Source organism: Streptomyces sp. NPDC020983, assembly GCF_044333485.1.
In the GTDB taxonomy this organism is placed as follows: Bacteria; Actinomycetota; Actinomycetes; order Streptomycetales; family Streptomycetaceae; genus Actinacidiphila.
Genome location: NZ_JBIRRA010000008.1, coordinates 122,039 through 142,475, shown reverse-complemented (window position 1 = coordinate 142,475; position 20,437 = coordinate 122,039). Strand labels below are relative to the sequence as shown.

Sequence of the window (20,437 nt, the reverse complement as noted above, 5' to 3'; positions counted from 1 at the left end):
CCGCCGGAGGGTGCTCTTCTTGCTGTTCGGCCCATGGGCCGCCGAAGGATCGCGCCGCGAAGCGGCTCCTTCATCACGCTCTGAGGTCCGGTCTGACACGTTGATCTCGACCGGTTGCCAGAAGAGCTTGACCGGGCCGGGGCGCTGGCAGGTCAGGTACTCGGCCGGTCTCGGCGAAGAAGCTCCGCTCGTCGTTCCTCAACGAAGTCCATCGCTTCGTGGATCGTGCAGCCTGACGCATCCCGGTACGCCTTGACCGCATGGATAATCCGGCCATTCAGGATCTCGCGGTCCACGCTCTCTGGCAGGTTTTCCATGGGCCGACCATACCGACAGGCGTTCGACCATGCCGGTCAATATCACCTGGCAATCGATCAAGGCCACGTGTCAGAGAACAACAGACAACCCCTCTTTTGTCCTAAGAGGGAAGACGCTGCGTCACCTGCGTCACGCGCCCCGAAAAACCGCCTCCCACCTGCGGAAAAGGGCGTGACGCAGACGACCTGCCCTGCGTCATCCTGCGTCACCTGCGTCACGCCGTGACGAAGCCCGTGACGCAGCGATGACGCACACCCCCACCGCCGCGTCACGCAAACCCGCAGGTCAGAAGGCTGAATGACGCACGTGACGCTGTGACGCAGAAATCCGCACCTAGGACACACGCGCGCTGAAGAACCGCCTCACGCAGCTCACAGCCAAGGAGCGCCATGTCTCGCCCCCAGATGCTCAAGCTCCCCGAACTGCTCGCCGAACTCGGCATGTCCCGCGCCGCCTTCTACCGCATGCGGGCCCGCGGCCAGGGCCCCCGACTCATCAAGCTGCCGAACGGCCAGATCCGCATCCGCCGCTCCGACCTGGACGCCTGGCTCGTCCAGTGCGAGCAGCAGCTCACCGCCTGACCGACCCCGAACCACCCGAGGGGCCCGCCGACACGGCGGGCCCCTTTCTCATGGGAGAGACGTGCTCACCTTCGACGTACGCATTTACTCGATCGAGACGCGCCGCGACCTGCCCAAGCCCTACCGGCTGCGGTGGCTGGTCGGCACGCGCAAGCACTCCAAGAGCTACACCCTGAAGGCTCAGGCCGATGGACGGCGCTCGGAGCTGATGACCGCCCTGCGCAACCAGGAGCAGTTCGACGAAGCCACAGGGCTGCCGGCGTCGGAGCTCCGGGCGAAGCACAGCTCCGTCACTTGGTACGAGCACGCGCGGGCCTACATCGACCGCAAATGGGCCGCGGCCCCCGCCAAGAGCCGCAAGAGCTACGCCGACGCGCTGGCCACCATCACCCCGGCGTTGGTGACGAACACGCCCGGGGCACCGGCGTCCGCACTGCTGCGGCGAGCCCTCTACGGCTGGGCCTTCAACCGCAACCGCTGGAGCGAGCAGCCGCCCGCGGAGGTGGCCGCCGCCCTGCGTTGGGTCGAGAAGCACTCGGTCCCGATCTCCGCGTTGGAGGACGCGGTAACCCTGCGGCTGGCCCTGGACGCCTTGAGCCGGAAGGTGGACGGTACGCCGGCCGCCGCGAGCACTGCCCGCCGCAAGAAGGCGTGCCTGAGCGACGTCCTCGGCATGGCGGCCGAAGCCCAGTATTTCCGGGCGCCGGTGAGCCCGCTCAGCAGCGTTAAATGGCGGGCGCCGAAGACCGCCGAAGCGGTGGACCCGGAAGCCGTGCCGCACCCGGGGCAGGTGGACTTCCTGCTGCGCGCGTTCCGCCAGCAGGGCCCCCGCGGGGAGAAGTTGGAGGCGTTCTTCGGGTGCCTGTACTTCGCCGCCATGCGGCCCGCTGAGGCCGCCGCGCTGCGGGCAGAGCAGTGCCACCTCCCCGCGTCCGGCTGGGGCTCCCTCGTGCTGCGTGGGGGCATCGTGCGGGTGGGCCGCGGCTGGACCGATGACGGCAGTGCGCACGAGCGGCGGCACCTCAAGGCGCGGGCCGCACAGGACTCCCGCCCTGTGCCGATCCCGCCGCCGTTCGTCCAGCTGCTCCGGCACCACCTGGACACGTACGGCACCGCGCCGGACGGCCGGTTGTTCCGCACCGAGCGCGGTGGGCTGCTCCAGGAGTCCGGCTACGGGGAGGTCTGGGCCCGCGCCCGCCGTACAGCCCTTGGCGGCGACGCGGACACCTCGCGGCTCGCGCGGCGCCCGTACGACCTGCGGCACGCCGGCGTCTCGCTGTGGCTCAGCTCCGGCGTGGAACCGATCGAGTGCGCCCGCCGGGCGGGACACTCCGTCGCCGTGCTGTTCCGCGTCTACGCCAAGGTGCTGGCCCAGTCGCAGGACCGCGCGAACCAGAAGATTGAAGCCGCCCTGACCGACTGGCGCGGGGGCGAGCCGTCCCCCGGGGGACACCTGGGGGACACGCGCTGATCAGGGTGTGGGAATCCCCGATCCAAGATGAGACAAACCTCTAGTTTTCGATCTACGTTCGACCGCACTGTCTGGGCATGAAAAAAACCCTCTCCGATCCAACGTTTCCGCTGGTCGGAGAGGGTTCCCATAAGCGTGGCGGCACGTGGATTCGAACCACGGTAGGCTAAGCCGACGGATTTACAGTCCGCTCCCATTGGCCACTCGGGCATACCGCCATGGGATGCCGCCCCGGAGGTGTTCCGCGCAGCGCGCGGGGTCCTTGGCGACGACGTAAACGATACCTGATGCAGGGGGGTGGTTCGCCACCGGGTTGATCAGGGGATCGAGTCGGTGCGGGGGGTGGGGGGCGGTGGCTAGGCTGGTGGCGGACGGTTCGGTGTACGGGCCGTGGACGTGATCGCCGATGGAACACAGTCAAGGAGCCCACTGAAGATGGCCGACTCCAGTTTCGACATCGTCTCGAAGGTCGAGCGGCAGGAGGTCGACAACGCCCTCAACCAGGCCGCCAAGGAGATCTCGCAGCGCTACGACTTCAAGAACGTCGGGGCGTCGATCTCGTGGTCGGGCGAGAAGATCCTCATGGAGGCCAACTCCGAGGAGCGCGTGAAGGCGATCCTGGACGTCTTCGAGACGAAGCTGGTGAAGCGGGGGATCTCGCTCAAGGCGCTGGACGCGGGTGAGCCGCAGCTGTCCGGCAAGGAATACAAGATCTTCGCCTCCATCGAGGAGGGGATCTCGCAGGAGAACGCCAAGAAGGTCGCGAAGATCATCCGGGACGAGGGCCCCAAGGGCGTCAAGGCCCAGGTGCAGGGTGACGAGCTGCGCGTCAGCTCGAAGAGCCGGGACGACCTGCAGGCCGTGCAGGCGCTGCTCAAGGGCAAGGACCTGGACTTCGCACTCCAGTTCGTCAACTACCGGTAGGCCGTCGCGGTGGCGGCCGGGCGCGGGCGGGGCGTCGCAGGGCCGTCGGGGCCGCCGTCTTCCGGCCCTTCCTGAGCGGGTGGGCGGGGAAGAGGCCGGTGCGGGGAGGATTCCCGGAGGCCGCCCACACCCGCGGTTCGGGGTGGCTGGGCCACGGCCCGGCCGGTGAAGGTCGCGGTGCGTGAGGCGGACGCACGGGCACGGACGGGGAGGGCGGGCGTACGGCGCGCCGGACGCCCGCTCCCTGCCGGGGCCGCTACTGCGCCTGGAGCTCGCGGACGACCTTGAGCGCGTCGTCGATGTGCCCGCCGATGTTCGTCATCGACGAGAACGTGTGCCGGATGACGCCCTCCCTGTCGATGACGAAGGTGATCCGCCCCGGCAGCAGGCCCAGCGCGGAGGCCCCGTAGAGCTTGCGCACCGCGCGGTCGCGGTCGGACAGCAGGACGAACGGCAGCTCGTGGCGCCCGGCGAAGCCCTCGTGGGTGGCGACGGAGTCCGAGCTGATGCCCACCACCTCGGCTCCCGCGGCGGTGAAGCTCTCGTAGCTGTCGCGGAAGCTGCACGCCTCGGCGGTGCAGCCGCGCGTGTTGTCCTTGGGGTAGAAGTACAGCACCACGACCTTCTCGCCCAGGATCCCGCTGAGCGTCACCTGCTTCCCCGTCTGATCGGGAAGCGTGAAGTCCGGTGCCTTGCCGCCCACCTGCAGGGTGCCCATGGCCATCTCCTCGACGTCGCAGCCGCGTTGGCGTGTGTGAGATGGTACGGCGCCGGGCGGCGCGGGGTCCGGAGGGCACCAGGGCGGCCGTACGCGGTGCGGCGGGCGGCGGGCCGGCGCGGGGCGCGCCGTGGTGGCGGCACCGGCCGGGCGGCGGCGCGCCGGGAGGCGTCGCCGCACGGGGCCGGGCGGAATCCCGCCGTCCGGGACGGCACGCGCCGCGCCGCCGGGCGCCGCTTCCGTTTCCCTCTGTCAGTGCACGGCCCGATACTGGACGAAGTGGGCGCATGGAGCCGGACGGACCTGGAAAGGTGCAGGCCATGAGTGTGTTGCGACTCGTACTGAACGTGATCTGGCTGGTCTTCTGCGGCCTGTGGATGGCGCTGGCCTACGTCGTGGCGGCGCTGATCTGCTTCGTCCTCATCGTGACGATCCCGTTCGGCATCGCCTCGCTGCGGATAGCGGGCTACGTCCTGTGGCCCTTCGGGCGGACGACGGTGGAGCGGCCGGACGCCGGGGCGCCGTCCTGCGTCGGGAACGTGGTCTGGCTGGTCTTCGCGGGCTGGTGGCTGGCGCTCGGGCACCTGCTCACGAGCATCCCGCTCTTCGTGTCGATCATCGGCATCCCGTTCGGCTGGGCGAACCTGAAGCTCATCCCCGTCTCGCTGATGCCGCTGGGCCGCGAGATCGTGCCGTCCGACGAGGGCGCCTTCGCGTACCGCTGAGCGCGGCGGCCCGGGCGCCCTCGCCGCGCCGGTCAGCGGTGGCCGGCCATCTCCTCCAGGCGGGAGATGCGCTCGGCCATGGGCGGGTGGGTGGAGAAGAGCTTCGAGGCGTCGCCGGGCCGGAAGGGGTTGGCGATCATCATGTGGCTCGCCGTCTCCAGCCGCGGCTCGGGCGGGAGCGGCAGCTGCTTGGTGCCGGCGTCGAGCTTGCGCAGCGCCGAGGCGAGCGCGAGCGGGTCGCCGGTGAGGCGGGCGCCGGAGGCGTCGGCCTCGTACTCGCGGGAGCGGGAGACGGCGAGCTGGATGAGGGACGCGGCGAGCGGGCCGAGGATCATCATGAGCAGCATCCCGAGGATGCCCGGGCCGTCGTCGTCGTCGGAGCGGCCGACCGGGATCAGCCACGCGAAGTTCACGAGGAACACCACGACGGAGGCGAGCGCGCCCGCGACCGACGAGATGAGGATGTCGCGGTTGTAGACGTGGCTCAGCTCGTGGCCGATGACACCGCGCAGCTCGCGCTCGTCGAGGATGCGCAGGATGCCGTCGGTGCAGCACACCGCGGCGTTGCGCGGGTTGCGGCCGGTGGCGAAGGCGTTGGGGGCCTCGGTCGGCGAGATGTAGAGCCGCGGCATGGGCTGCCGGGCCGTCGTCGACAGCTCGCGGACGATCCGGTAGAGCGCGGGCGCCTCGATCTCGCTGACGGGCCGGGCGCGCATCGCGCGCAGCGCCATCTTGTCGCTGTTCCAGTAGGCGTACGCGTTCGTACCGAGCGCGATGACCAGCGCCACGATGAGCCCGGTGCTGCCGAAGAAGCTGCCGATGACGAGGATGAGTGCGGACAGGCCGCCGAGGAGTACGGCCGTCTTCAACCCGTTGTGCCGGCGGTGCACGTGCGCCCTCCACATTCTGCGGTGTGTGCCCTGGGGGGACTTCCCCCTAAGGAAAACCTCCTGCCCTGCTCAACGCCACCCGGGGGCCGCTAGTTCCCTTGTGCTTTCCGGCACGTACGCATGGCCGTCCGGCCGGGGCGGCGAGCCCCGCTCAGAGCAGGCTGCCCTGCGCGAAGCGCAGGACGAGCTGCGGGGCGCCGGACAGCGCCAGGCCCGCGGCCGCGGTGAGCGCGACCGCGGCGGTGAGGGCGACGGGCGTACGGGCCACGGCCGCCTCCGCGTCGCCCGCCTCCCCCGCGGGTGCCGGGACGGGCTCGGGGGCGCGGGCGAAGAGCAGTGCCGTCCAGCGCAGGTAGTAGACGAGCGCGATGACGACGTTCACGGCCATGACCACCGCGAGCCAGCCGTGCTGCGTGCCGACCGCCGTCGAGAAGACCGCGACCTTCGCGAAGAGCCCGATCACGCCGGGCGGCAGCCCGGCCAGGCACAGCAGGAAGAAGGCGAGCGCGAGGGCCGCGGCGGGGCGGCGGCCGTGGAGGGCGCGGTAGTCGGTGAGCCGGCTGAGCGGGGCGGTGCGCTCGACGAGGGCGACGACGGCGAAGGCCCCGAGGTTGACCACCGCGTACATGAGCGCGTACGCGACCGTGGTGCCGATCTCGTGCGCGGGCTCGTCGGCGGAGGCGGCCGCCGCCATCGGCACGAGCAGATAGCCGGCCTGCCCGATCGAGGACCAGGCCAGCAGGCGTACGGCGCCGCGGGGGACGTCGGGCCGCTGCCGCAGGGCGCCGACGTTGCCGACGGTCATGGTGAGCGCGGCCAGCACCCCGATCGCCGGGCCCCATGCGTGGGCGTACGGGCGGAAGGCGACGACGACGAGCAGGATCAGCCCGGAGAAGCCCGCGGCCTTGCCGACCACCGACAGATACGCGGCGATCGGCAGCGGCGCCCCGGCGTACGTGTCGGGCACCCAGAAGTGGAAGGGCGCGACGGCGAGCTTGAAGGCGAAGCCCACGAGGGTGAGGGCGACGCCGACGTGCGCGACGGTGTAGAGCGGGCCGGCGTCGGTGAGCGGGAGGGCGGAGCCGATCTGCGCGAGGTAGAGGGTGCCGGAGGAGGCGTAGACGAAGCTGACGCCGAGCAGTGTGACCGCGGTCGCCGTGACCGAGGTGAGGAAGAACTTGAGCGCGGCCTCGCTGGAGTGCCTGTCGTCGCGGCGCAGGCCGACGAGCGCGAAGGCGGGCAGCGTCGTCACCTCCAGGGCGACGACGAGCGTGGCCAGGTCGCGGGCGGCGGGCAGCAGCACGGCGCCGGTGACGGAGGACAGCAGCAGGAACCAGTACTCGCCCGCGGGCATGTCGTCGAGGGTGCTGATCGACAGCAGGGCCGTCAGCAGCGCGCCGCCGAGCACGAGGGCCTGGACCGCCAGGGTGAAGTGGTCGGTGACGTAGGAGCAGTCGGCGGTGTGCGGGCTGTCGCTGCGGATGGCGCAGAAGGTCGCGCTCGGGCCGCCGCGCAGCGGGATGAGGGCGAGGCCGGCGGCGAGCAGGCCGGCCGCGGTGATCCAGCCGAGCAGCACCTTGCGGGCGGGCGGCAGGAAGAGGTCGGCGACCAGCACGGCGACGGCGAGGGCGGCCGGGACGAGGACGGGGCCGAGCGGCGTCCAGTCGACGTGCTGCGCGAAGCCGGAGGCCGAGACGTGGGCGGGTGCCATCAGTGGCCTCCGAGCAGTGAGCGTACGGCCGGGTCGCTGAGCCCGAGGAGGGCCGCGGGCCACAGGCCGGCCAGTACGGTCAGGGCGGCCAGCGGCGTCCAGGCGGCGAATTCGTAGCCGCGGACGTCGGCGAGGGCGGGGCGCAGCTCGGTGGTCTCCTTGTCGCCCATGCAGACCCGGCGGACGACGGTCAGCAGGTAGGCGGCGGTGAGGAGGGTGCCGAAGGCAGCGACCGCGGTGAAGACCAGGTAGGCGGGGCGGCTGAGATCGGCGGCGGGTTCGAAGGAGCCGAACATCGCGAGCATCTCGCCCCAGAAGCCGGCCAGGCCGGGCAGCCCGAGCGAGGCGACGGCGGCGAAGGCGAGCAGCCCGCCCAGCCGCGGGGCGCGTCCGTAGAGGGCGGCGCCGCTGCGGCCGGCGAGCCGGTCGAGGTCGGAGGAGCCGTAGCGGTCCTTGACGGCGCCGACGAGGAAGAAGAGCAGGCCGGTGATGAGGCCGTGGGCGATGTTGGCGAAGAGCGCGCCGTTGACGCCGGTCGGGTTCAGGGAGGCGATGCCGAGGAGCACGAAGCCCATGTGGCCGACGGACGAGTAGGCGACGAGGCGTTTGAGGTCGCCGCCGTTGCCCTGGCGGGCGAGCTGGAGGCAGGCGAGCGAGCCGTAGACGATGCCGACGACCGCGAAGGCGGCGAGGTAGGGGGCGAACGTCTGTATGCCGTCCGGCGTGTCGGGCAGCACGATGCGGACGAGGCCGTACGTGCCCATCTTGAGCAGCACGCCCGCGAGCAGCACCGAGCCCACGGTGGGGGCGGCGGTGTGGGCGTCCGGGAGCCAGCTGTGCAGGGGCCACATCGGGGCCTTGACCGCGAGGCCCAGGCCGATGGCCAGAACGGCGATGACCTGCGTGGAGTGACTGAGACCTGACCCGTTGTCAGTGGCGAGTGCCACCATGTCGAATGTGCCCGCTTTGATCCCGATGAGGAGCAGGCCGAGCAGCATGATCACGGAGCCGAGGAGCGTGTAGACGATGAAGCGCAGGGCCGAGCGTTCCCGGTCGCCGCCTCCCCAGCGGGCGATCAGGAAGTACATCGGGACGAGGACCGTCTCGAAGGCCAGGAAGAAGAGCATCAGGTCGAGGACGGCGAAGGTGGCCAGCGTGCCCGTCTCCAGCAGGAGCAGCAGGGCGACGAAGGATTTCGCCGAGCCGCCGGCCGGCAGGTGGAAGTACGAGTAGAGCGCGCACAGGAAGGTCAGCAGCGCGGTCAGGACGAGGAGGGGGAGCGAGATGCCGTCGACGCCGAGGTGGAAGTGGATCCGCAGGGCGGGGATCCAGCTGACGTCCGTACCGGCCTGCATCGTCGCGGGGTGGTCGTGGTCGAAGCCGGCCGCGAGGACGATCGCGAGGATCAGGACGGCGCCGGTGACGGTCACGCCGTGGCGCAGGACGGCCTGGTCGGGGCCGCGGCCCTTCAGACCGGGCGGTGGCGGGAGCAGGGCGCCGGCCGCGCCGAGCAGCGGCAGTGCCACGAGCGCCACGAGGACGTACTGGAGGGCGGTGTCGTTCACGGGTTTCTCTCAGCCTCCGACGGCGACGAGGACGGCGAGCACCACGGCACCGGCCAGCAGCGCGCTGAGGTAGGTCTGGACGTTTCCGTTCTGGGCCTTGCGGACGGCCGCACCGAGCAGCCCCGGGGTGGCGCCCGCGCCGCGGACGTAGGTCTCGACGACCTGGCGGTCGAGGAAGCGGACGAGGGAGGCGGCGGCCAGGACGGGGCGGACGAAGAGCGCGGCGTAGACGGCGTCCAGGCGGAAGCCGTGCGCGGCGAGCGGGTGCAGCGGGCCGAGCAGCCTGCGGCCGGGGTCGGCGGGGTCGTCGGCGGCGGCGATGTCGCCGTAGATCTCCTTGTGCGTGGCAATCGCCTCGGCCTCGACGAGCGCGGGCTCCTCGTCGGGGTCGGCGGTGACGACGGCTCCGGCGGGTACGGCCCGGCGGGTCGCGGCCGCGCGGGACCAGACGGCGTAGGTGACGGCGACTCCGGCGAGGGCCAGGAGGGTGCCGAGGAGGGAGGTGAGCAGGGTCGGGCCGAGCGGGGCGCCGCCGAACCAGTCGGGCAGCTCGCGGTAGGCCAGGCCGCCGAAGGCGGCGGTGGGGACGGCCAGCACCCACAGCACGCCGGTCATGGCGGCGGGCTGGCGGCCGTGGTCGGGGGCGTCGGGGCCGGTGCCGCGGAAGGCGAGCAGGAAGAGGCGGGTGGCGTAGGCGGCGGTGAGCAGTGCCGTCAGCAGACCGGCGACGAGCACGGTCCAGCCGACCGCGGAGGGGACGTGCGCGGTGTCGCCGGAGGCGGCGTGCTCGGCGGCGCGCAGCACGGACTCCTTGGAGAAGAAGCCGGACAGCGGCGGCAGGGCGGCGAGCGCGGCCAGCGCCAGGCCCATCGTCCACACCGCGTCGGGCACGCGCCTGCCCAGGCTGCCCATGCGGGACATGGCGGTGAGCGAGTTGGTGCCGGCGGCGTGGATGACGACGCCCGCGCCCAGGAAGAGCAGCGCCTTGAAGGCGCCGTGCGACAGGAGGTGGAAGACGGCGGCGTCGCGGTCGCCGACGGCCAGCGCGCCGGCCATGTAGCCGAGCTGGCCGATCGTGGAGTAGGCGAGCACGCGTTTGATGTCGTCCTGCGCGAGGGCGGCGAGCGCGGAGCCGGCCATCGTCACGGCGGCCATCACGGCGAGGACGGCGAGCGCGGCGGCGGACGCGGTGAAGACCGGCAGCAGCCGGGCGACCAGGTAGATGCCCGCGGCGACCATCGTGGCGGCGTGGATGAGCGCCGAGACGGGGGTGGGACCGGCCATCGCGTCGGGCAGCCAGGTGTGCAGCGGGAACTGCGCGGACTTGCCGGCCACTCCGGCGAGGAGCAGCAGCGCGATCACGGTCGGGTGGTGCAGTCGCCCGTGCGCGGCCGCGTCGAGGATGCCGGTGATCCGGAAGGTGTGCGCGTCGGCGGCGAGCGCGAACACCCCGATGAGGAAGGGGACGTCGCCGAGCTTGGTGACGAGGAAGGCCTTGATCGAGGCGGCACGTGCGGCCTCGGTCTCCCAGTAGTGCCCGACCAGGAAGTAGGAGCAGATGCCCATGACCTCCCAGCCGACGAGCAGCACCATCAGGTCGCCGGTGTAGACGACCAGCAGCATCGCGGCGGTGAACAGCGAGACCAGGGCGGCGTACGAGGGGTAGCGCGCGTCGTGCCGCAGGTAGGAGACGGAGTACAGCTGCACGCAGGTGGCGACCAGGCCGACGAGGACGGCGGTCAGCACCGAGAAGCCGTCCAGGTGCAGGGCGAGGTCGATCGGCACCGAGCCGGTGACCGTCAGCCGGTGGGCGGCGTCGGTGGGCGCGCCGGTGCCCTGCCGGGCGGCGGTGACGGCGGCGAGCACGAAGGCGGCCGCGGTGGGCAGCACGGCGAGCGGCCGGACGAAGCCGGGGGCGCGCCGGCCGAGCAGCAGTCCGGCGGCCGCGCCCAGGAAGGGCAGCAGCGGGACGAGCGCGGCGGTGGCGGTCAGGTTCACGCGGTGGCCTCTGCCTTCCCGTCGCCGGCGGTGGTCCCCGCGGGCGGCGTGTCCGGCGGCTGGGGTCCGGCGCCGGCGCCGGCGTGCGGCGGTGGTTCGGCGAGGGCGGTGAGCCGGTCGATGTCGGAGCTGCCGCGGTGCCGGAAGACCAGCAGCACGATGGCCAGGCCCAGGCCGATCTCGGCGGCGGCGATGGTGATGGTGAAGAGGGTGAGCGCCTGGCCGGAGTGCAGGGTGTCGCCGAGCCAGGCGTCGAAGGCGACGAGGTTGAGGTTGACGGCGTTGAGCATGAGCTCGACGGACATCAGGACGAGGATCGCGTTGCGCCGGGCGAGCACCCCGTACAGGCCGACGCAGAAGAGGAGGACGGCGAGGACGGCGGGATAGGCGACGTGCATCAGCGCTGCTCCTCTGGCCGGGGTGCGGCCCTGCCGCGGCGGGACAGCACGATCGCGCCGACCAGCGCGGCCAGCAACAGCACCGACAGGGCCTCGAAGGGCAGCACCCAGTAGCGGAAGAGGCTCTCGCCGGTGAGGCGGGTGGAGCCCTTGGTGATCGTGACGGTGACGGACTCGCCGTCGCGGTCCGTGCCCTGCTGGGTGTGCGGGGTGATCCAGCTGCTGCGGAAGCCGTCCAGCACGACCCACACCAGGGTGGCGGCGGAGGCGAGCGCGACACCGAGGGCGACGAGGCGGTTCTCGGAGTCGGCGTCCGGTGAGCGCCCGATCGGCGCCTTGGTGAGCATCAGCCCGAAGAGCAGGAGGACGACGACGGAGCCGACGTAGATGAGGACCTGCACCCAGGCGATGAACTCCGCGGTGAGCAGCAGGTACTCGACGGCCGTGCCGCCGAGGGCGACGACCAGCCAGAGGGCGGCGTGCACGAGCTGCCGGGTCGTGACGGTCAGCACGGCCGCGCCCAGGGTGGCCAGGCCCACCAGGACGAAGGTGATCTCGATGCCGGTCGGGGAGAGGAAGCCCGGGTGGGAGGAGGCGTGCACGGCGTAGGTGTGGTTCACGCGGTGCCGCCTCCGGGGGCGGTGCCGCCGGAGGCGCCGGTGCCGCGCGCGGCCGCGGCCTTCTCGGCGGCCTTGCGGGCGGCGGCGATCTCCTTCGGCTCCTCGGCCGCGGGGTCGAGCGCGGGCGGTTCGGGCACCGTCCACATCCACGCGCGCAGCTTGTCGCGTTCGTGGGTGAGGTCCCGGATGTCGGTTTCCGCGTACTCGAACTCCGGTGACCAGAACAGCGCGTCGAAGGGGCACACCTCGATACAGATACCGCAGTACATGCACAGGGAGAAGTCGATCGCGAAGCGGTCCAGGACGTTCCGGCTGCGCTCGCGCCCGCCGGGGGCGGCCGGCGGCGCGGTCTCCTTGTGCGAGTCGATGTAGATGCACCAGTCCGGGCACTCGCGCGCGCACAGCATGCACACCGTGCAGTTCTCCTCGAACAGCGCGATGACACCGCGGCTGCGCGGCGGCAGGTCGGGCAGCGTGTCGGGGTACTGGTCGGTGACGGCGCGCCGGGTCATGGTGCGCAGCGTGACGGCCAGGCCCTTGGCGAGGCCGGATCCGGGGATACGGGACGCGGGCGCCATGGCTTACGCGGTCACCACCTTCACGACGCCGGTGAGGGCGATCTGGGCGAGAGCGAGCGGGATGAGCACGGTCCACGCGAGTTTCTGCAGCTGGTCCTCGCGCAGCCGCGGGTAGCTGACCCGCAGCCAGATGACGACGAAGGACAGCAGTGCGGTCTTGAGCAGCGTCCACAGCCAGCCGATGCCGTCCGGGCCCGGGCCGTGCCAGCCGCCGAGGAAGAGCACCGTGGTCAGGGCGCACAGCACCACGATCCCGGCGTATTCGGCGAGCAGGAACAGCGCGAAGCGCAGGCCGGTGTACTCGGTGTAGGCGCCGAAGATGATCTCGGAGTCGGCGACGGGCATGTCGAACGGGGGGCGCTGGAGTTCGGCGAGGCCCGCGGTGAAGAAGACGGCGCCGCCGACCAGCTGCCAGGGCGTCCACCACCAGTGGTAGCCGTCCAGGATCGCGGGCAGCGACAGGGTGCCGGCCGCCATCGCCACGGAGGCCGCGGCCAGCAGCATGGGCAGCTCGTACGCCAGCAGCTGGGCCGCCGTGCGCAGGCCGCCGAGCAGCGAGAACTTGTTGGCCGACGCCCAGCCCGCCATGAGCGAGCCGAGCACGCCGACGCCCATCACCGCCAGGACGAAGATCAGCCCGGCGTCCACCGCCTCGCCGACGAAGCCGTCCGGGCCCACCGGCACGGCGACGAGGACGAGCAGATACGGCAGCAGCGCCACCGCGGGCGCGATCTGGAAGACCCGGCGGTCGGCGTCGGCCGGGACGATGTCCTCCTTCTGGGCGAATTTCACGCCGTCGGCGACGAGTTGCGCCCAGCCGTGGAAGCCGCCCGCGTACATCGGGCCGAGGCGGCCCTGCATGTGCGCCATGACCTTGTGCTCGGCCTGGCCGACCAGCAGCGGGAAGACCAGGAAGACGACGAGGACGGCGACGAGCCGCAGAAGGACGTCGAGCGGGTCGCTCATGCGCTCTCGCCTCCTTCCGAGGGCGGTTCGTTCGGGTCGGTCGGCTCACCCGGGGCGGGCCTCGGCTCCTGCGGGGCCGGGCTCGGCTCGGCCGCGGGCTTCGGCTCCTCCGGGGCGGGCCGGGGCTCAGCCGCGGGCTTCGGCTCCTGCGGGGCCGGGCGGGTGGGGCGCTGCCAGGGGGCGTCCGGGGCCGGGGGGGCGTCCGGAGCCGCGGGGGGCCGCGGGCCGGTCTGGCTCGCGGAGCCGTCGCTCGCGCTGCGGTTGCGCCGCGGGGGGCGCTCCCCGGCGCCCGCGCCCGGCGCCGCCCCGGCCCGCGGGGTGCGGGCGGTGCGGGCCGGACGTGCCGGGGCGGCCGGGAGCTGCCCCTTGAGCGGGCCCCATTCGTTCGGGTCCGGGACCCCCGGCGGCTGCATCTGCCGCCGCTTGGGCCCTCCGTCGTGCGACTCCCCCGGCTCCTTCGCGCCGGGCCAGGCCTTGGCGACGCGGGCGGCGAGCACGAAGTCCTTGCGCAGCGGGTGCCCCTCGAACTCCTCCGGGAGCAGCAGCGGGGCGAGCCCGGGGTGGCCGGTGAAGGCGACGCCGAACATCTCGTGCGTCTCGCGCTCGTGCCAGTCCGCGCCCGCGTAGACACCGGTCGCGGTGTCGAGGGCGGGCGCGTCGTACCCGACGGCCGTCCGCAGCAGCAGGCGGCGTACGGGGCCGGGACCGTCGCTCAGCGCGGCCACGTGCGCGCACACCAGGAAGCCGCTGCCCGGCTCGTCGACGGCGCTCAGCCAGTCGAAGAAGGTGCAGCCCAGTTCGTCGCGGGCGGCGGTGAGCGCCGCGACCCACGAGGACGCGGGCACGTCCACCGTGAGCAGGCCGTACGCCTCCTCGGCGACGGCCTGCGGGCCGAAGATCTCCGCGGCCTCGCGCGGCAGCCACCCCGTCATGCCGGGTCCCCGCTCTGCCCGGGTGCCGGCGGCGGGGTGACCAGGCCGGACGCCAGCGCGCCCGCGGAGGGCCGGGGGGCGGCGTAGCGCTCGCCCGTCGACTCGCGGGCGATCTTCTCCTGGAGCTTGAGGATGCCCTGGAGCAGCGCCTCGGGCCGCGGCGGGCAGCCGGGCACGTACACGTCGACGGGGATGATCTGGTCGACGCCCTTCGTCACGGAGTAGGAGTCCCAGTAGGGCCCGCCGCAGTTGGAGCAGGCGCCGAAGGAGATGACGTACTTCGGCTCGGGCATCTGCTCGTAGAGCCGCTTGACCGCCGGGGCCATCTTGTCGGTCACGGTGCCGGACACGACCATCAGGTCGGCCTGGCGGGGGCCGGGTGCGAAGGGGATGACGCCGAGCCGGATGAAGTCGTGCTTGGCCATGGAGGCCGCGATGAACTCGATCGCGCAGCACGCCAGGCCGAAGTTGAAGACCCACAGGCTGTAGCGGCGGCCCCAGTTCAGGACCACCTTGAGCGGCTCGGGCGCGAGCCGGGCGAGCGGGCCCAGCCGGCGCGGCTCCGGCAGCGTCTCGGGGGCGCGCTCCGGGCGGGCGCCGCCCTCCGCCGGGGTCAGGTCCATTCCAGCACGCCCTTCTTCCACGCGTAGAGCAGCCCGACGGCGAGGAAGCCCAGGAAGACGAACATCTCCGCCAGTGTCGCCGTGCCGAAGCCGGGGGCGTCGAAGACCGTCGCCCACGGGAAGAGGAAGATCACGTCGACGGCGAAGATCACGTAGAGGTAGGCGTAGACGTAGTAGCGGACCTGGGTGTGCGCCCAGTCGCCGCCGACCGGGTCGACCCCGCACTCGTACGTGAGCATCTTCTCCGGCGTCGGCACGACGGGGCGCAGCAGGCGGCCGGACGCGAAGGCGACGGACACGAAGAGCACGCCGACGACCGCGACCAGGCCGACGACCGCGTAGCCGTGGAAGTAGTCCACGTCCGTCCGCCCCTCGTTCGACTCGTACGCTCGTTCACCGATCGGCCGCGACCACCGCTGTCCAGCGTTCCGGCGGGATCTTTAGCCGATCTATACGGAGGGAGTCTAGGCCCTGGCCCCTCCGCCGCTCCCCGCCGCGTCCCGGCCCGCGGTCCCGGGTGGGGCGGCCACCTGGGGATAACCCCACCCCGGCCCACCCACCCACCCCATGGCGCGGCACCGCCCCCGCCCGGCAGGCTGGGGTCATGAACGCCTCGCCATCCACCGCGGCCGGCGCGAGCAGAGCCGACCGCACCGATCCGTACGGCCGCCCCGTCGCGGCCGACGCGCCCCTTCCACCGCCGCGTTTCGCCTTCGACGCGGTGACGTGGAAGGAGATCCTGAGCCTGCTGCTCAACCTCCCGATGGGGATCGTCGGCTTCGTCTACGTCGTGACGACGCTCTCGGTCGGCGCGGGACTGTCCGTCACCGTCGTCGGCCTGCCGCTGCTGGCCTTCGGGCTGGTCGGCTGCCGTTTCCTGGCCTCGGTGGAGCGGTCGCTCGCCCGCCGGCTGCTGGGCGTGCACGTCGAGTCGCCGCGCCCGCTGCGGCCCAGCACCTTCGGCTTCCTCCAGTGGCTGTGGATGGTGCTCAAGGACCCGGTGGCCTGGCGCTCCGCGCTCTACCTGGCGATCCGGCTGCCGTGGGGCGTCTTCACCTTCTGTGTGACGCTGACCTCGCTCTTCGTGGCCTGGCCGGTCCTGCCCTTCCTCGCCCGCGGGATGGCCTCCGTCGACCGGGCGCTCGTGCGCGGGCTGCTCCAGCCGTCCGACGAGCTGGAGCGGCGCATCGCCGAACTGGAGTCCGACCGCGGGGTCGTCGTCGACACCGCGGCGGCGGACATGCGGCGCATCGAGCGCGACCTCCACGACGGGGCGCAGGCGCGGCTCGTCGCGCTCGCGATGGACCTCGGCCTCGCCCGGGAGAAGCTCCTCGAAGACCCCGAGGCCGCGGCGCGCATGGTCGGCGAGGCGCACGGCGAGGTCAAGATCGCGCTCCAGGAGCTGCGCGACCTGGCCCGCGGCATCCACCCCGCGATCCTCACCGACCGCGGGCTGGACGCCGCGCTCTCGTCGGTCGCGGGGCGCTGCACCGTGCCCGTCTCGGTGACGGTGGACCTGCCGGCGCGGCCGGCCGAGGCGATCGAGGGCATCGCGTACTTCACCGTGTCGGAGCTGCTGCAGAACGTCAGCAAGCACAGCGGCGCGGCGCGCGCCACGGTGGACGTGTGGCGGACGGACGACCGGCTCATGATCCAGGTCCGGGACGACGGGCGCGGTGGGGCGGATCTCGCCGGCGGCTCGGGGCTGGCCGGCCTGACGGAGCGCCTCGACTCCGTCGACGGGCTGTTCGTCGTCGACTCGCCCGTCGGGGGCCCCACCGTCGTCACGGCCGAACTGCCCTGGCGGGGCCGCCGCTGACCGGCGGTCCGCCCGGCGGGCTGCGCCCCGGACCGCCCCCTGGGGTGGCGTCCGCGGCCTTCCGCCGGCGGGCGGCTCGTCGCGCAGCTCCCCGTGCCCCTGACTGCTGCCCTCCCACGCATGTGCGGTGTCCTTGCGTGGGAGGGCAGGCGTTTTCCGGGGCGCGGGGAGCTGCGCGATCAGCCACGACGGCGGGAAGGCCGCGCGACCCACCGCGGGAGGCGGCCCGGGGCGCCGGGAGCCCGTCCGGGGTAGGGGGGATAGCCCCACCCCGGAGAGGGCGGGCGGCCGCATGGGAAAGCGGCGGCCGCATGGCGAAGGTAGAAGCATGAGCATGAGCCCCGAGAGGACGGTACCGACCATGGCGTACGGCCAGCCGCCGCAGTCGTCATCCCCCGCGGGAGAGCACCGCCTCCCCCTCGCGGTGCGCGCCCCCTTCGAGGCCCGCACCTGGCGCGAGTTCGGGTACGCGGTGCTGAATCTCCCGATCGGCATCGCCGGCTTCGTCTGGACGGTCACGATGCTCTCGCTGAGCGCGGGCCTGCTGATCACGTTCGTCGGGCTGCCGCTGCTGGTGGTGTCCCTGCTGGGGTGCCGGGCGATCGGGCGGATGGAGCGGGCGCGGGCCCGCCGCCTGCTGTGGCTGGAGGTGGACGAGCCCGGTCCCGCCCGCACGAGGGGCAAGGGCTTCCTCGCCCGCCTCGGTTCCCAGCTCGGCAGCGGCGTCAACTGGCGGCACGCGGTCTACACGCTGGTGCACTTCCCGTGGGGTGTCACCACCTTCGTCGCGTCGGTCACCTTCATGACGTACGGCTGGGGCCTGCTGACGTACCCGCTGTGGCAGTGGGTCTTCCCGGCCTACACCGACCGGCAGGGCCTGGAGATCTTCGACAACGGCTCGCACGGCTGGACGCTGCACACCCCGGCGGACCTGGCGCTGGCCGTGGTGGTCGGCGCGCTGCTGGTGCTGCTCACGCCGTGGCTGATCCGCGGCATGGCGCACGTCGACCGGCTGCTGGTGCACGGGCTGCTCGGGCCGTCGCGGCTGGACGACCGGGTCACGGAGCTGGAGGCGGACCGCGGGGTGGTCGTGGACACCGCCTCGGCGGACCTGCGGCGCATCGAGCGCGATCTGCACGACGGGGCGCAGGCCCGGCTGGTGGCGCTCGCGATGGAGCTGGGCCTGGCGAAGGAGAAGCTGCTGGAGGACCCGGCGGCGGGCGCGGTGATGGTCGAGGAGGCGCACGGCGAGGTCAAGATCGCGCTCCAGGAGCTGCGCGACCTGGCCCGCGGCATCCACCCGGCGATCCTCACCGACCGGGGCCTGGGCCCGGCGCTGTCGGCGGTCGCGACGCGCTGCACGGTGCCGGTGGCGGTGACGGTGGACCTGCCGGCGCGGCCGGTGCCGGCGATCGAGGGCATCGCGTACTTCACGGTGTCGGAGCTGCTGCAGAACGTCAGCAAGCACAGCGGGGCGTCGCGGGCGACGGTCGACGTGTGGCAGGTCGAGGACCGGCTGATGGTGCACGTGACGGACAACGGGACCGGCGGTGCCGACCTCTCCGCCGGTTCGGGCCTGGCGGGACTCGCCGAGCGGCTGGACTCGGTGGACGGTGTCCTCGCCGTCGACTCCCCCGCGGGCGGCCCGACCCGGATCACCGCCGAACTCCCCTGGCGCGCCTGACCGCCCCGGCGGACAAGAGCCCCGCACCCCCCGTCCACCGTCCGGACGGGGGGTGCGCCGCGCCCCGCCTCAGCTCAGCCGCGGGTTGACCGCGAGCAGGGTCTTGCCGACGTTGCGGCCCGCGCGCATCGCCTCGTGGGCCTCGGCGGCGCTGTCGAGGGGCAGCTCGGCGGAGATGTCCAGGCGGATCGTGCCGGCGGCGAGCAGCGCGAAGGCGGACAGCGCGTGGCCGCGCACGGTGCGCGGGGCCCGGCGGGCGAGGTCGCCGATGTTGTAGCCCACCAGCGAGCGGTTGCTCTTCCAGAAGGGCAGCACCGGCAGCGTCAGGTCCGGCTCGCGCGCCGCCTCCCCGTAGACGGCGAGCCGGCCGAAGGGGGCGAGCAGCGCGAGGCTGCTGAGGCGGGTCTGCCCGCCGACGGGGTCGAGGACGACGTCGATGTCGCGCAGCCGGTCGGCGAAGTCGGAACGCAGGTGGATCGCGTCGTAACCGAAGCGCTTGGCGTACTCCGCCTTCTCGGGGCTGCCGACGGTGCCGTGGACGACGGCCGCGCCGAGCGCCCGGGAGATCTGGGCCGCGGCCGAGCCGACCCCGCCCGCGGCGGCGTGGACGAGGACGGTCTCGCCGGCCCGGAGCCTGGCGGCGCCGGTGAGCACGCCGTAGGCGGTGGTGAGGACGAGCGCCGCGCCGCCGCCCTCGCGCAGCGGGATGCCGTCCAGGGGGAAGACGAACTCCGCGGGCGCGACGGCGTACTCCGCGTAGCCGCCGCCTTCGGGCAGGTAGGCGGCGACCGGATCGCCGACCGCGAGTCCGGTGACGCCGGAGCCGAGCGCGGCGACCTCGCCGGAGGCCTCCAGGCCGGGCACGTCGACGCCGCCCGGCCCCTGGGGCGGCCCGAAGTCGCCGAGGACGTGCTGGAGCTCGCCGTAGTTGACGCCCGCGTAGGCGACCTTGAGCAGCACCTGGCCGGGCCCCGGAACGGGGGTCGGCAGTTCCCTCGGCCGCAGCACCTCGGGTCCGCCGTTGACATCGAATCCCACCGCGTGCACACGCACTCCTCTCCCCGGCCGCCGGTGCCCGCGGTCCGCGGTCGCCGGCGGCCACCCGGCATTCGGGGGCGCAACCTTGCCCAGGAGAAACCGTATTCCCCATCCGGCCGCCGATGCTGGGATGCTGGTCGGGTCACACGGACACGGGGGAACGCGACGGTGGAGGACAGGGTGCGAGTGGTCATCGCCGAGGATTCGGTACTGCTGCGGGAGGGCCTGACGCGGCTGCTGACCGACCGGGGCCACGAGGTGGTGGCCGGTGTCGGCGACGCGGTGGGCCTGATCAAGGCGGTCGACGAGCTGGTGGCGGCGGGTGCCGCGCCGGACGTGGTGGTGGCCGACGTGCGCATGCCGCCGACCCACACGGACGAGGGCGTCCGGGCCGCGGTGCAGCTGCGCCGCGACCATCCGCAGGTCGGCGTGCTCGTCCTGTCTCAGTATGTGGAAGAGCAGTACGCGACCGAGCTGATCGCGGGCAGCAGCCGGGGTGTCGGCTACCTGCTCAAGGACCGCGTCGCGGACGTCAGGGAATTCGTGGATGCCGTGGTCAGGGTGGCCGAGGGGGGCACCGCGCTGGATCCGGAGGTGGTGGCCCAGCTGCTCGGCCGCAGCCGCAAGCAGGACGTGCTGGTCCGTCTCACTCCGCGAGAACGCGAGGTCCTGGGCCTCATGGCCGAGGGTCGCACCAATTCAGCCGTCGCCAAGCAGCTCGTGGTAAGCGACGGCGCGGTGGAGAAGCACGTCAGCAACATCTTCCTGAAGCTGGGGCTGGCCCCTAGTGACGGGGATCACCGTCGGGTGCTCGCGGTGCTCACCTACCTCAACTCCTGAGGTACGCGGCCTCTCGCCCTCCAGATATTCCATATATC

21 protein-coding genes and 1 tRNA gene are annotated in these 20,437 nt (G+C 72.7%); 7 read left to right on the top strand and 15 right to left on the bottom strand.

Annotation, left to right across the window (positions count from 1 at the left end; translation table 11 throughout):
• Window positions 1-152 precede the first annotated feature (152 nt).
• Complete coding sequence (locus ACH4SE_RS19630) at window positions 153-317, bottom strand: hypothetical protein (protein ID WP_398544679.1); 165 nt, start codon at window positions 315-317, stop codon at window positions 153-155.
• A gap of 390 nt (window positions 318-707) precedes the next feature.
• Between ACH4SE_RS19630 and ACH4SE_RS19625 the strand changes: the two genes are divergently transcribed.
• Window positions 708-899, top strand: coding sequence for a helix-turn-helix transcriptional regulator (locus tag ACH4SE_RS19625; protein WP_398544678.1), 192 nt, complete (start codon window positions 708-710; stop codon window positions 897-899).
• Between the two features lie 61 nt (window positions 900-960).
• Entirely contained in the window at window positions 961-2,370 is a 1,410-nt protein-coding gene (locus ACH4SE_RS19620; RefSeq protein ID WP_398544677.1) for a site-specific integrase, read from the top strand.
• A gap of 136 nt (window positions 2,371-2,506) precedes the next feature.
• On the opposite strand, the gene ACH4SE_RS19615 is transcribed toward ACH4SE_RS19620, so the two are convergent.
• A tRNA-Tyr gene (locus tag ACH4SE_RS19615) sits at window positions 2,507-2,588 on the bottom strand.
• Window positions 2,589-2,805: 217 nt separating this feature from the next.
• Between ACH4SE_RS19615 and ACH4SE_RS19610 the strand changes: the two genes are divergently transcribed.
• Window positions 2,806-3,294, top strand: coding sequence for a YajQ family cyclic di-GMP-binding protein (locus tag ACH4SE_RS19610; RefSeq protein WP_075017196.1), 489 nt, complete (start codon window positions 2,806-2,808; stop codon window positions 3,292-3,294).
• Between the two features lie 256 nt (window positions 3,295-3,550).
• Here the strand turns inward: ACH4SE_RS19610 and ACH4SE_RS19605 are convergent, their stop codons facing one another.
• Window positions 3,551-4,012 carry a peroxiredoxin gene (locus tag ACH4SE_RS19605; RefSeq protein ID WP_398544676.1) on the bottom strand — a complete coding sequence of 154 codons (462 nt, stop codon included), beginning with the start codon at window positions 4,010-4,012 and terminating at the stop codon, window positions 3,551-3,553.
• Window positions 4,013-4,332: 320 nt separating this feature from the next.
• On the opposite strand from ACH4SE_RS19605, the gene ACH4SE_RS19600 reads away from it, so the two are divergent.
• Window positions 4,333-4,737 (top strand): YccF domain-containing protein, encoded by a 405-nt coding sequence (locus ACH4SE_RS19600; protein ID WP_398544675.1) that lies wholly within the window; start codon window positions 4,333-4,335, stop codon window positions 4,735-4,737.
• 32 nt (window positions 4,738-4,769) lie between these two features.
• Here ACH4SE_RS19600 and htpX read toward each other — a convergent pair whose 3' ends face one another.
• The 11 genes from htpX to ACH4SE_RS19545 all read right to left on the bottom strand — a co-directional run bounded on the left by htpX (window position 4,770) and on the right by ACH4SE_RS19545 (window position 15,377).
• Complete coding sequence (gene htpX, locus ACH4SE_RS19595) at window positions 4,770-5,627, bottom strand: zinc metalloprotease HtpX (protein ID WP_398544674.1); 858 nt, start codon at window positions 5,625-5,627, stop codon at window positions 4,770-4,772.
• Window positions 5,628-5,778: 151 nt separating this feature from the next.
• Window positions 5,779-7,338, bottom strand: a complete 1,560-nt coding sequence (locus ACH4SE_RS19590; protein WP_398544673.1) for an NADH-quinone oxidoreductase subunit N — start codon at window positions 7,336-7,338, stop codon at window positions 5,779-5,781.
• Window positions 7,338-8,903 (bottom strand): NuoM family protein, encoded by a 1,566-nt coding sequence (locus ACH4SE_RS19585; protein ID WP_398544672.1) that lies wholly within the window; start codon window positions 8,901-8,903, stop codon window positions 7,338-7,340. Before ACH4SE_RS19585 ends, ACH4SE_RS19590 begins: the two co-directional genes overlap by 1 nt.
• A gap of 9 nt (window positions 8,904-8,912) precedes the next feature.
• Window positions 8,913-10,901: an NADH-quinone oxidoreductase subunit L gene (locus ACH4SE_RS19580; RefSeq protein WP_398544671.1), complete on the bottom strand. Its 1,989-nt coding sequence runs from the start codon at window positions 10,899-10,901 to the stop codon at window positions 8,913-8,915.
• Window positions 10,898-11,299 carry an NADH-quinone oxidoreductase subunit NuoK gene (nuoK, locus tag ACH4SE_RS19575; RefSeq protein WP_398544670.1) on the bottom strand — a complete coding sequence of 134 codons (402 nt, stop codon included), beginning with the start codon at window positions 11,297-11,299 and terminating at the stop codon, window positions 10,898-10,900. The genes ACH4SE_RS19580 and nuoK overlap by 4 nt, the downstream gene beginning before the upstream one ends.
• Window positions 11,299-11,919, bottom strand: a complete 621-nt coding sequence (locus tag ACH4SE_RS19570) for an NADH-quinone oxidoreductase subunit J (RefSeq protein WP_398544669.1) — start codon at window positions 11,917-11,919, stop codon at window positions 11,299-11,301. Before ACH4SE_RS19570 ends, nuoK begins: the two co-directional genes overlap by 1 nt.
• Window positions 11,916-12,497: a NuoI/complex I 23 kDa subunit family protein gene (locus ACH4SE_RS19565; RefSeq protein ID WP_398544668.1), complete on the bottom strand. Its 582-nt coding sequence runs from the start codon at window positions 12,495-12,497 to the stop codon at window positions 11,916-11,918. Before ACH4SE_RS19565 ends, ACH4SE_RS19570 begins: the two co-directional genes overlap by 4 nt.
• 3 nt (window positions 12,498-12,500) lie before the next feature.
• Window positions 12,501-13,463 carry an NADH-quinone oxidoreductase subunit H gene (locus ACH4SE_RS19560; protein WP_398544667.1) on the bottom strand — a complete coding sequence of 321 codons (963 nt, stop codon included), beginning with the start codon at window positions 13,461-13,463 and terminating at the stop codon, window positions 12,501-12,503.
• On the bottom strand, window positions 13,460-14,395 hold the full coding sequence (locus tag ACH4SE_RS19555) for an NADH-quinone oxidoreductase subunit C (RefSeq protein WP_398544666.1): 936 nt from the start codon (window positions 14,393-14,395) through the stop codon (window positions 13,460-13,462). Before ACH4SE_RS19555 ends, ACH4SE_RS19560 begins: the two co-directional genes overlap by 4 nt.
• Entirely contained in the window at window positions 14,392-15,018 is a 627-nt protein-coding gene (locus ACH4SE_RS19550; RefSeq protein WP_398544665.1) for an NADH-quinone oxidoreductase subunit B, read from the bottom strand. Before ACH4SE_RS19550 ends, ACH4SE_RS19555 begins: the two co-directional genes overlap by 4 nt.
• The gene (locus tag ACH4SE_RS19545) at window positions 15,009-15,377 is read right to left on the bottom strand and encodes an NADH-quinone oxidoreductase subunit A (RefSeq protein WP_398544664.1); all 369 of its coding nucleotides are present in this window, start codon (window positions 15,375-15,377) and stop codon (window positions 15,009-15,011) included. Before ACH4SE_RS19545 ends, ACH4SE_RS19550 begins: the two co-directional genes overlap by 10 nt.
• Before the next feature lie 245 nt (window positions 15,378-15,622).
• On the opposite strand from ACH4SE_RS19545, the gene ACH4SE_RS19540 reads away from it, so the two are divergent.
• Entirely contained in the window at window positions 15,623-16,837 is a 1,215-nt protein-coding gene (locus ACH4SE_RS19540; RefSeq protein WP_398544663.1) for a sensor histidine kinase, read from the top strand.
• Window positions 16,838-17,171: 334 nt separating this feature from the next.
• Entirely contained in the window at window positions 17,172-18,521 is a 1,350-nt protein-coding gene (locus tag ACH4SE_RS19535; RefSeq protein ID WP_398544928.1) for a sensor histidine kinase, read from the top strand.
• A gap of 69 nt (window positions 18,522-18,590) precedes the next feature.
• Here ACH4SE_RS19535 and ACH4SE_RS19530 read toward each other — a convergent pair whose 3' ends face one another.
• A complete protein-coding gene (locus ACH4SE_RS19530) occupies window positions 18,591-19,568 on the bottom strand; it encodes a zinc-binding alcohol dehydrogenase family protein (RefSeq protein WP_398544662.1) in 978 nt (325 codons plus the stop codon).
• A 171-nt stretch (window positions 19,569-19,739) separates the two neighbouring features.
• Here ACH4SE_RS19530 and ACH4SE_RS19525 point away from each other — a divergent pair, with 171 nt between their 5' ends.
• A complete protein-coding gene (locus ACH4SE_RS19525; RefSeq protein WP_398544927.1) occupies window positions 19,740-20,399 on the top strand; it encodes a response regulator in 660 nt (219 codons plus the stop codon).
• The last annotated feature ends 38 nt before the right edge of the window (window positions 20,400-20,437 follow it).

What these genes read in the sequence shown, in the direction of transcription:
- ACH4SE_RS19630 (WP_398544679.1), bottom strand. Translation starts at nt 317, where the DNA reads ATGGAAAACCTGCCAGAGAGCGTGGACCGCGAGATCCTGAATGGCCGG.
- ACH4SE_RS19625 (WP_398544678.1), top strand. Translation starts at nt 708, where the DNA reads ATGTCTCGCCCCCAGATGCTCAAGCTCCCCGAACTGCTCGCCGAACTC.
- ACH4SE_RS19610 (WP_075017196.1), top strand. Translation starts at nt 2,806, where the DNA reads ATGGCCGACTCCAGTTTCGACATCGTCTCGAAGGTCGAGCGGCAGGAG.
- ACH4SE_RS19605 (WP_398544676.1), bottom strand. Translation starts at nt 4,012, where the DNA reads ATGGGCACCCTGCAGGTGGGCGGCAAGGCACCGGACTTCACGCTTCCC.
- ACH4SE_RS19600 (WP_398544675.1), top strand. Translation starts at nt 4,333, where the DNA reads ATGAGTGTGTTGCGACTCGTACTGAACGTGATCTGGCTGGTCTTCTGC.
- ACH4SE_RS19590 (WP_398544673.1), bottom strand. Translation starts at nt 7,338, where the DNA reads ATGGCACCCGCCCACGTCTCGGCCTCCGGCTTCGCGCAGCACGTCGAC.
- nuoK (WP_398544670.1), bottom strand. Translation starts at nt 11,299, where the DNA reads ATGCACGTCGCCTATCCCGCCGTCCTCGCCGTCCTCCTCTTCTGCGTC.
- ACH4SE_RS19565 (WP_398544668.1), bottom strand. Translation starts at nt 12,497, where the DNA reads ATGGCGCCCGCGTCCCGTATCCCCGGATCCGGCCTCGCCAAGGGCCTG.
- ACH4SE_RS19560 (WP_398544667.1), bottom strand. Translation starts at nt 13,463, where the DNA reads ATGAGCGACCCGCTCGACGTCCTTCTGCGGCTCGTCGCCGTCCTCGTC.
- ACH4SE_RS19555 (WP_398544666.1), bottom strand. Translation starts at nt 14,395, where the DNA reads ATGACGGGGTGGCTGCCGCGCGAGGCCGCGGAGATCTTCGGCCCGCAG.
- ACH4SE_RS19550 (WP_398544665.1), bottom strand. Translation starts at nt 15,018, where the DNA reads ATGGACCTGACCCCGGCGGAGGGCGGCGCCCGCCCGGAGCGCGCCCCC.
- ACH4SE_RS19540 (WP_398544663.1), top strand. Translation starts at nt 15,623, where the DNA reads ATGAACGCCTCGCCATCCACCGCGGCCGGCGCGAGCAGAGCCGACCGC.
- ACH4SE_RS19535 (WP_398544928.1), top strand. Translation starts at nt 17,172, where the DNA reads ATGAGCCCCGAGAGGACGGTACCGACCATGGCGTACGGCCAGCCGCCG.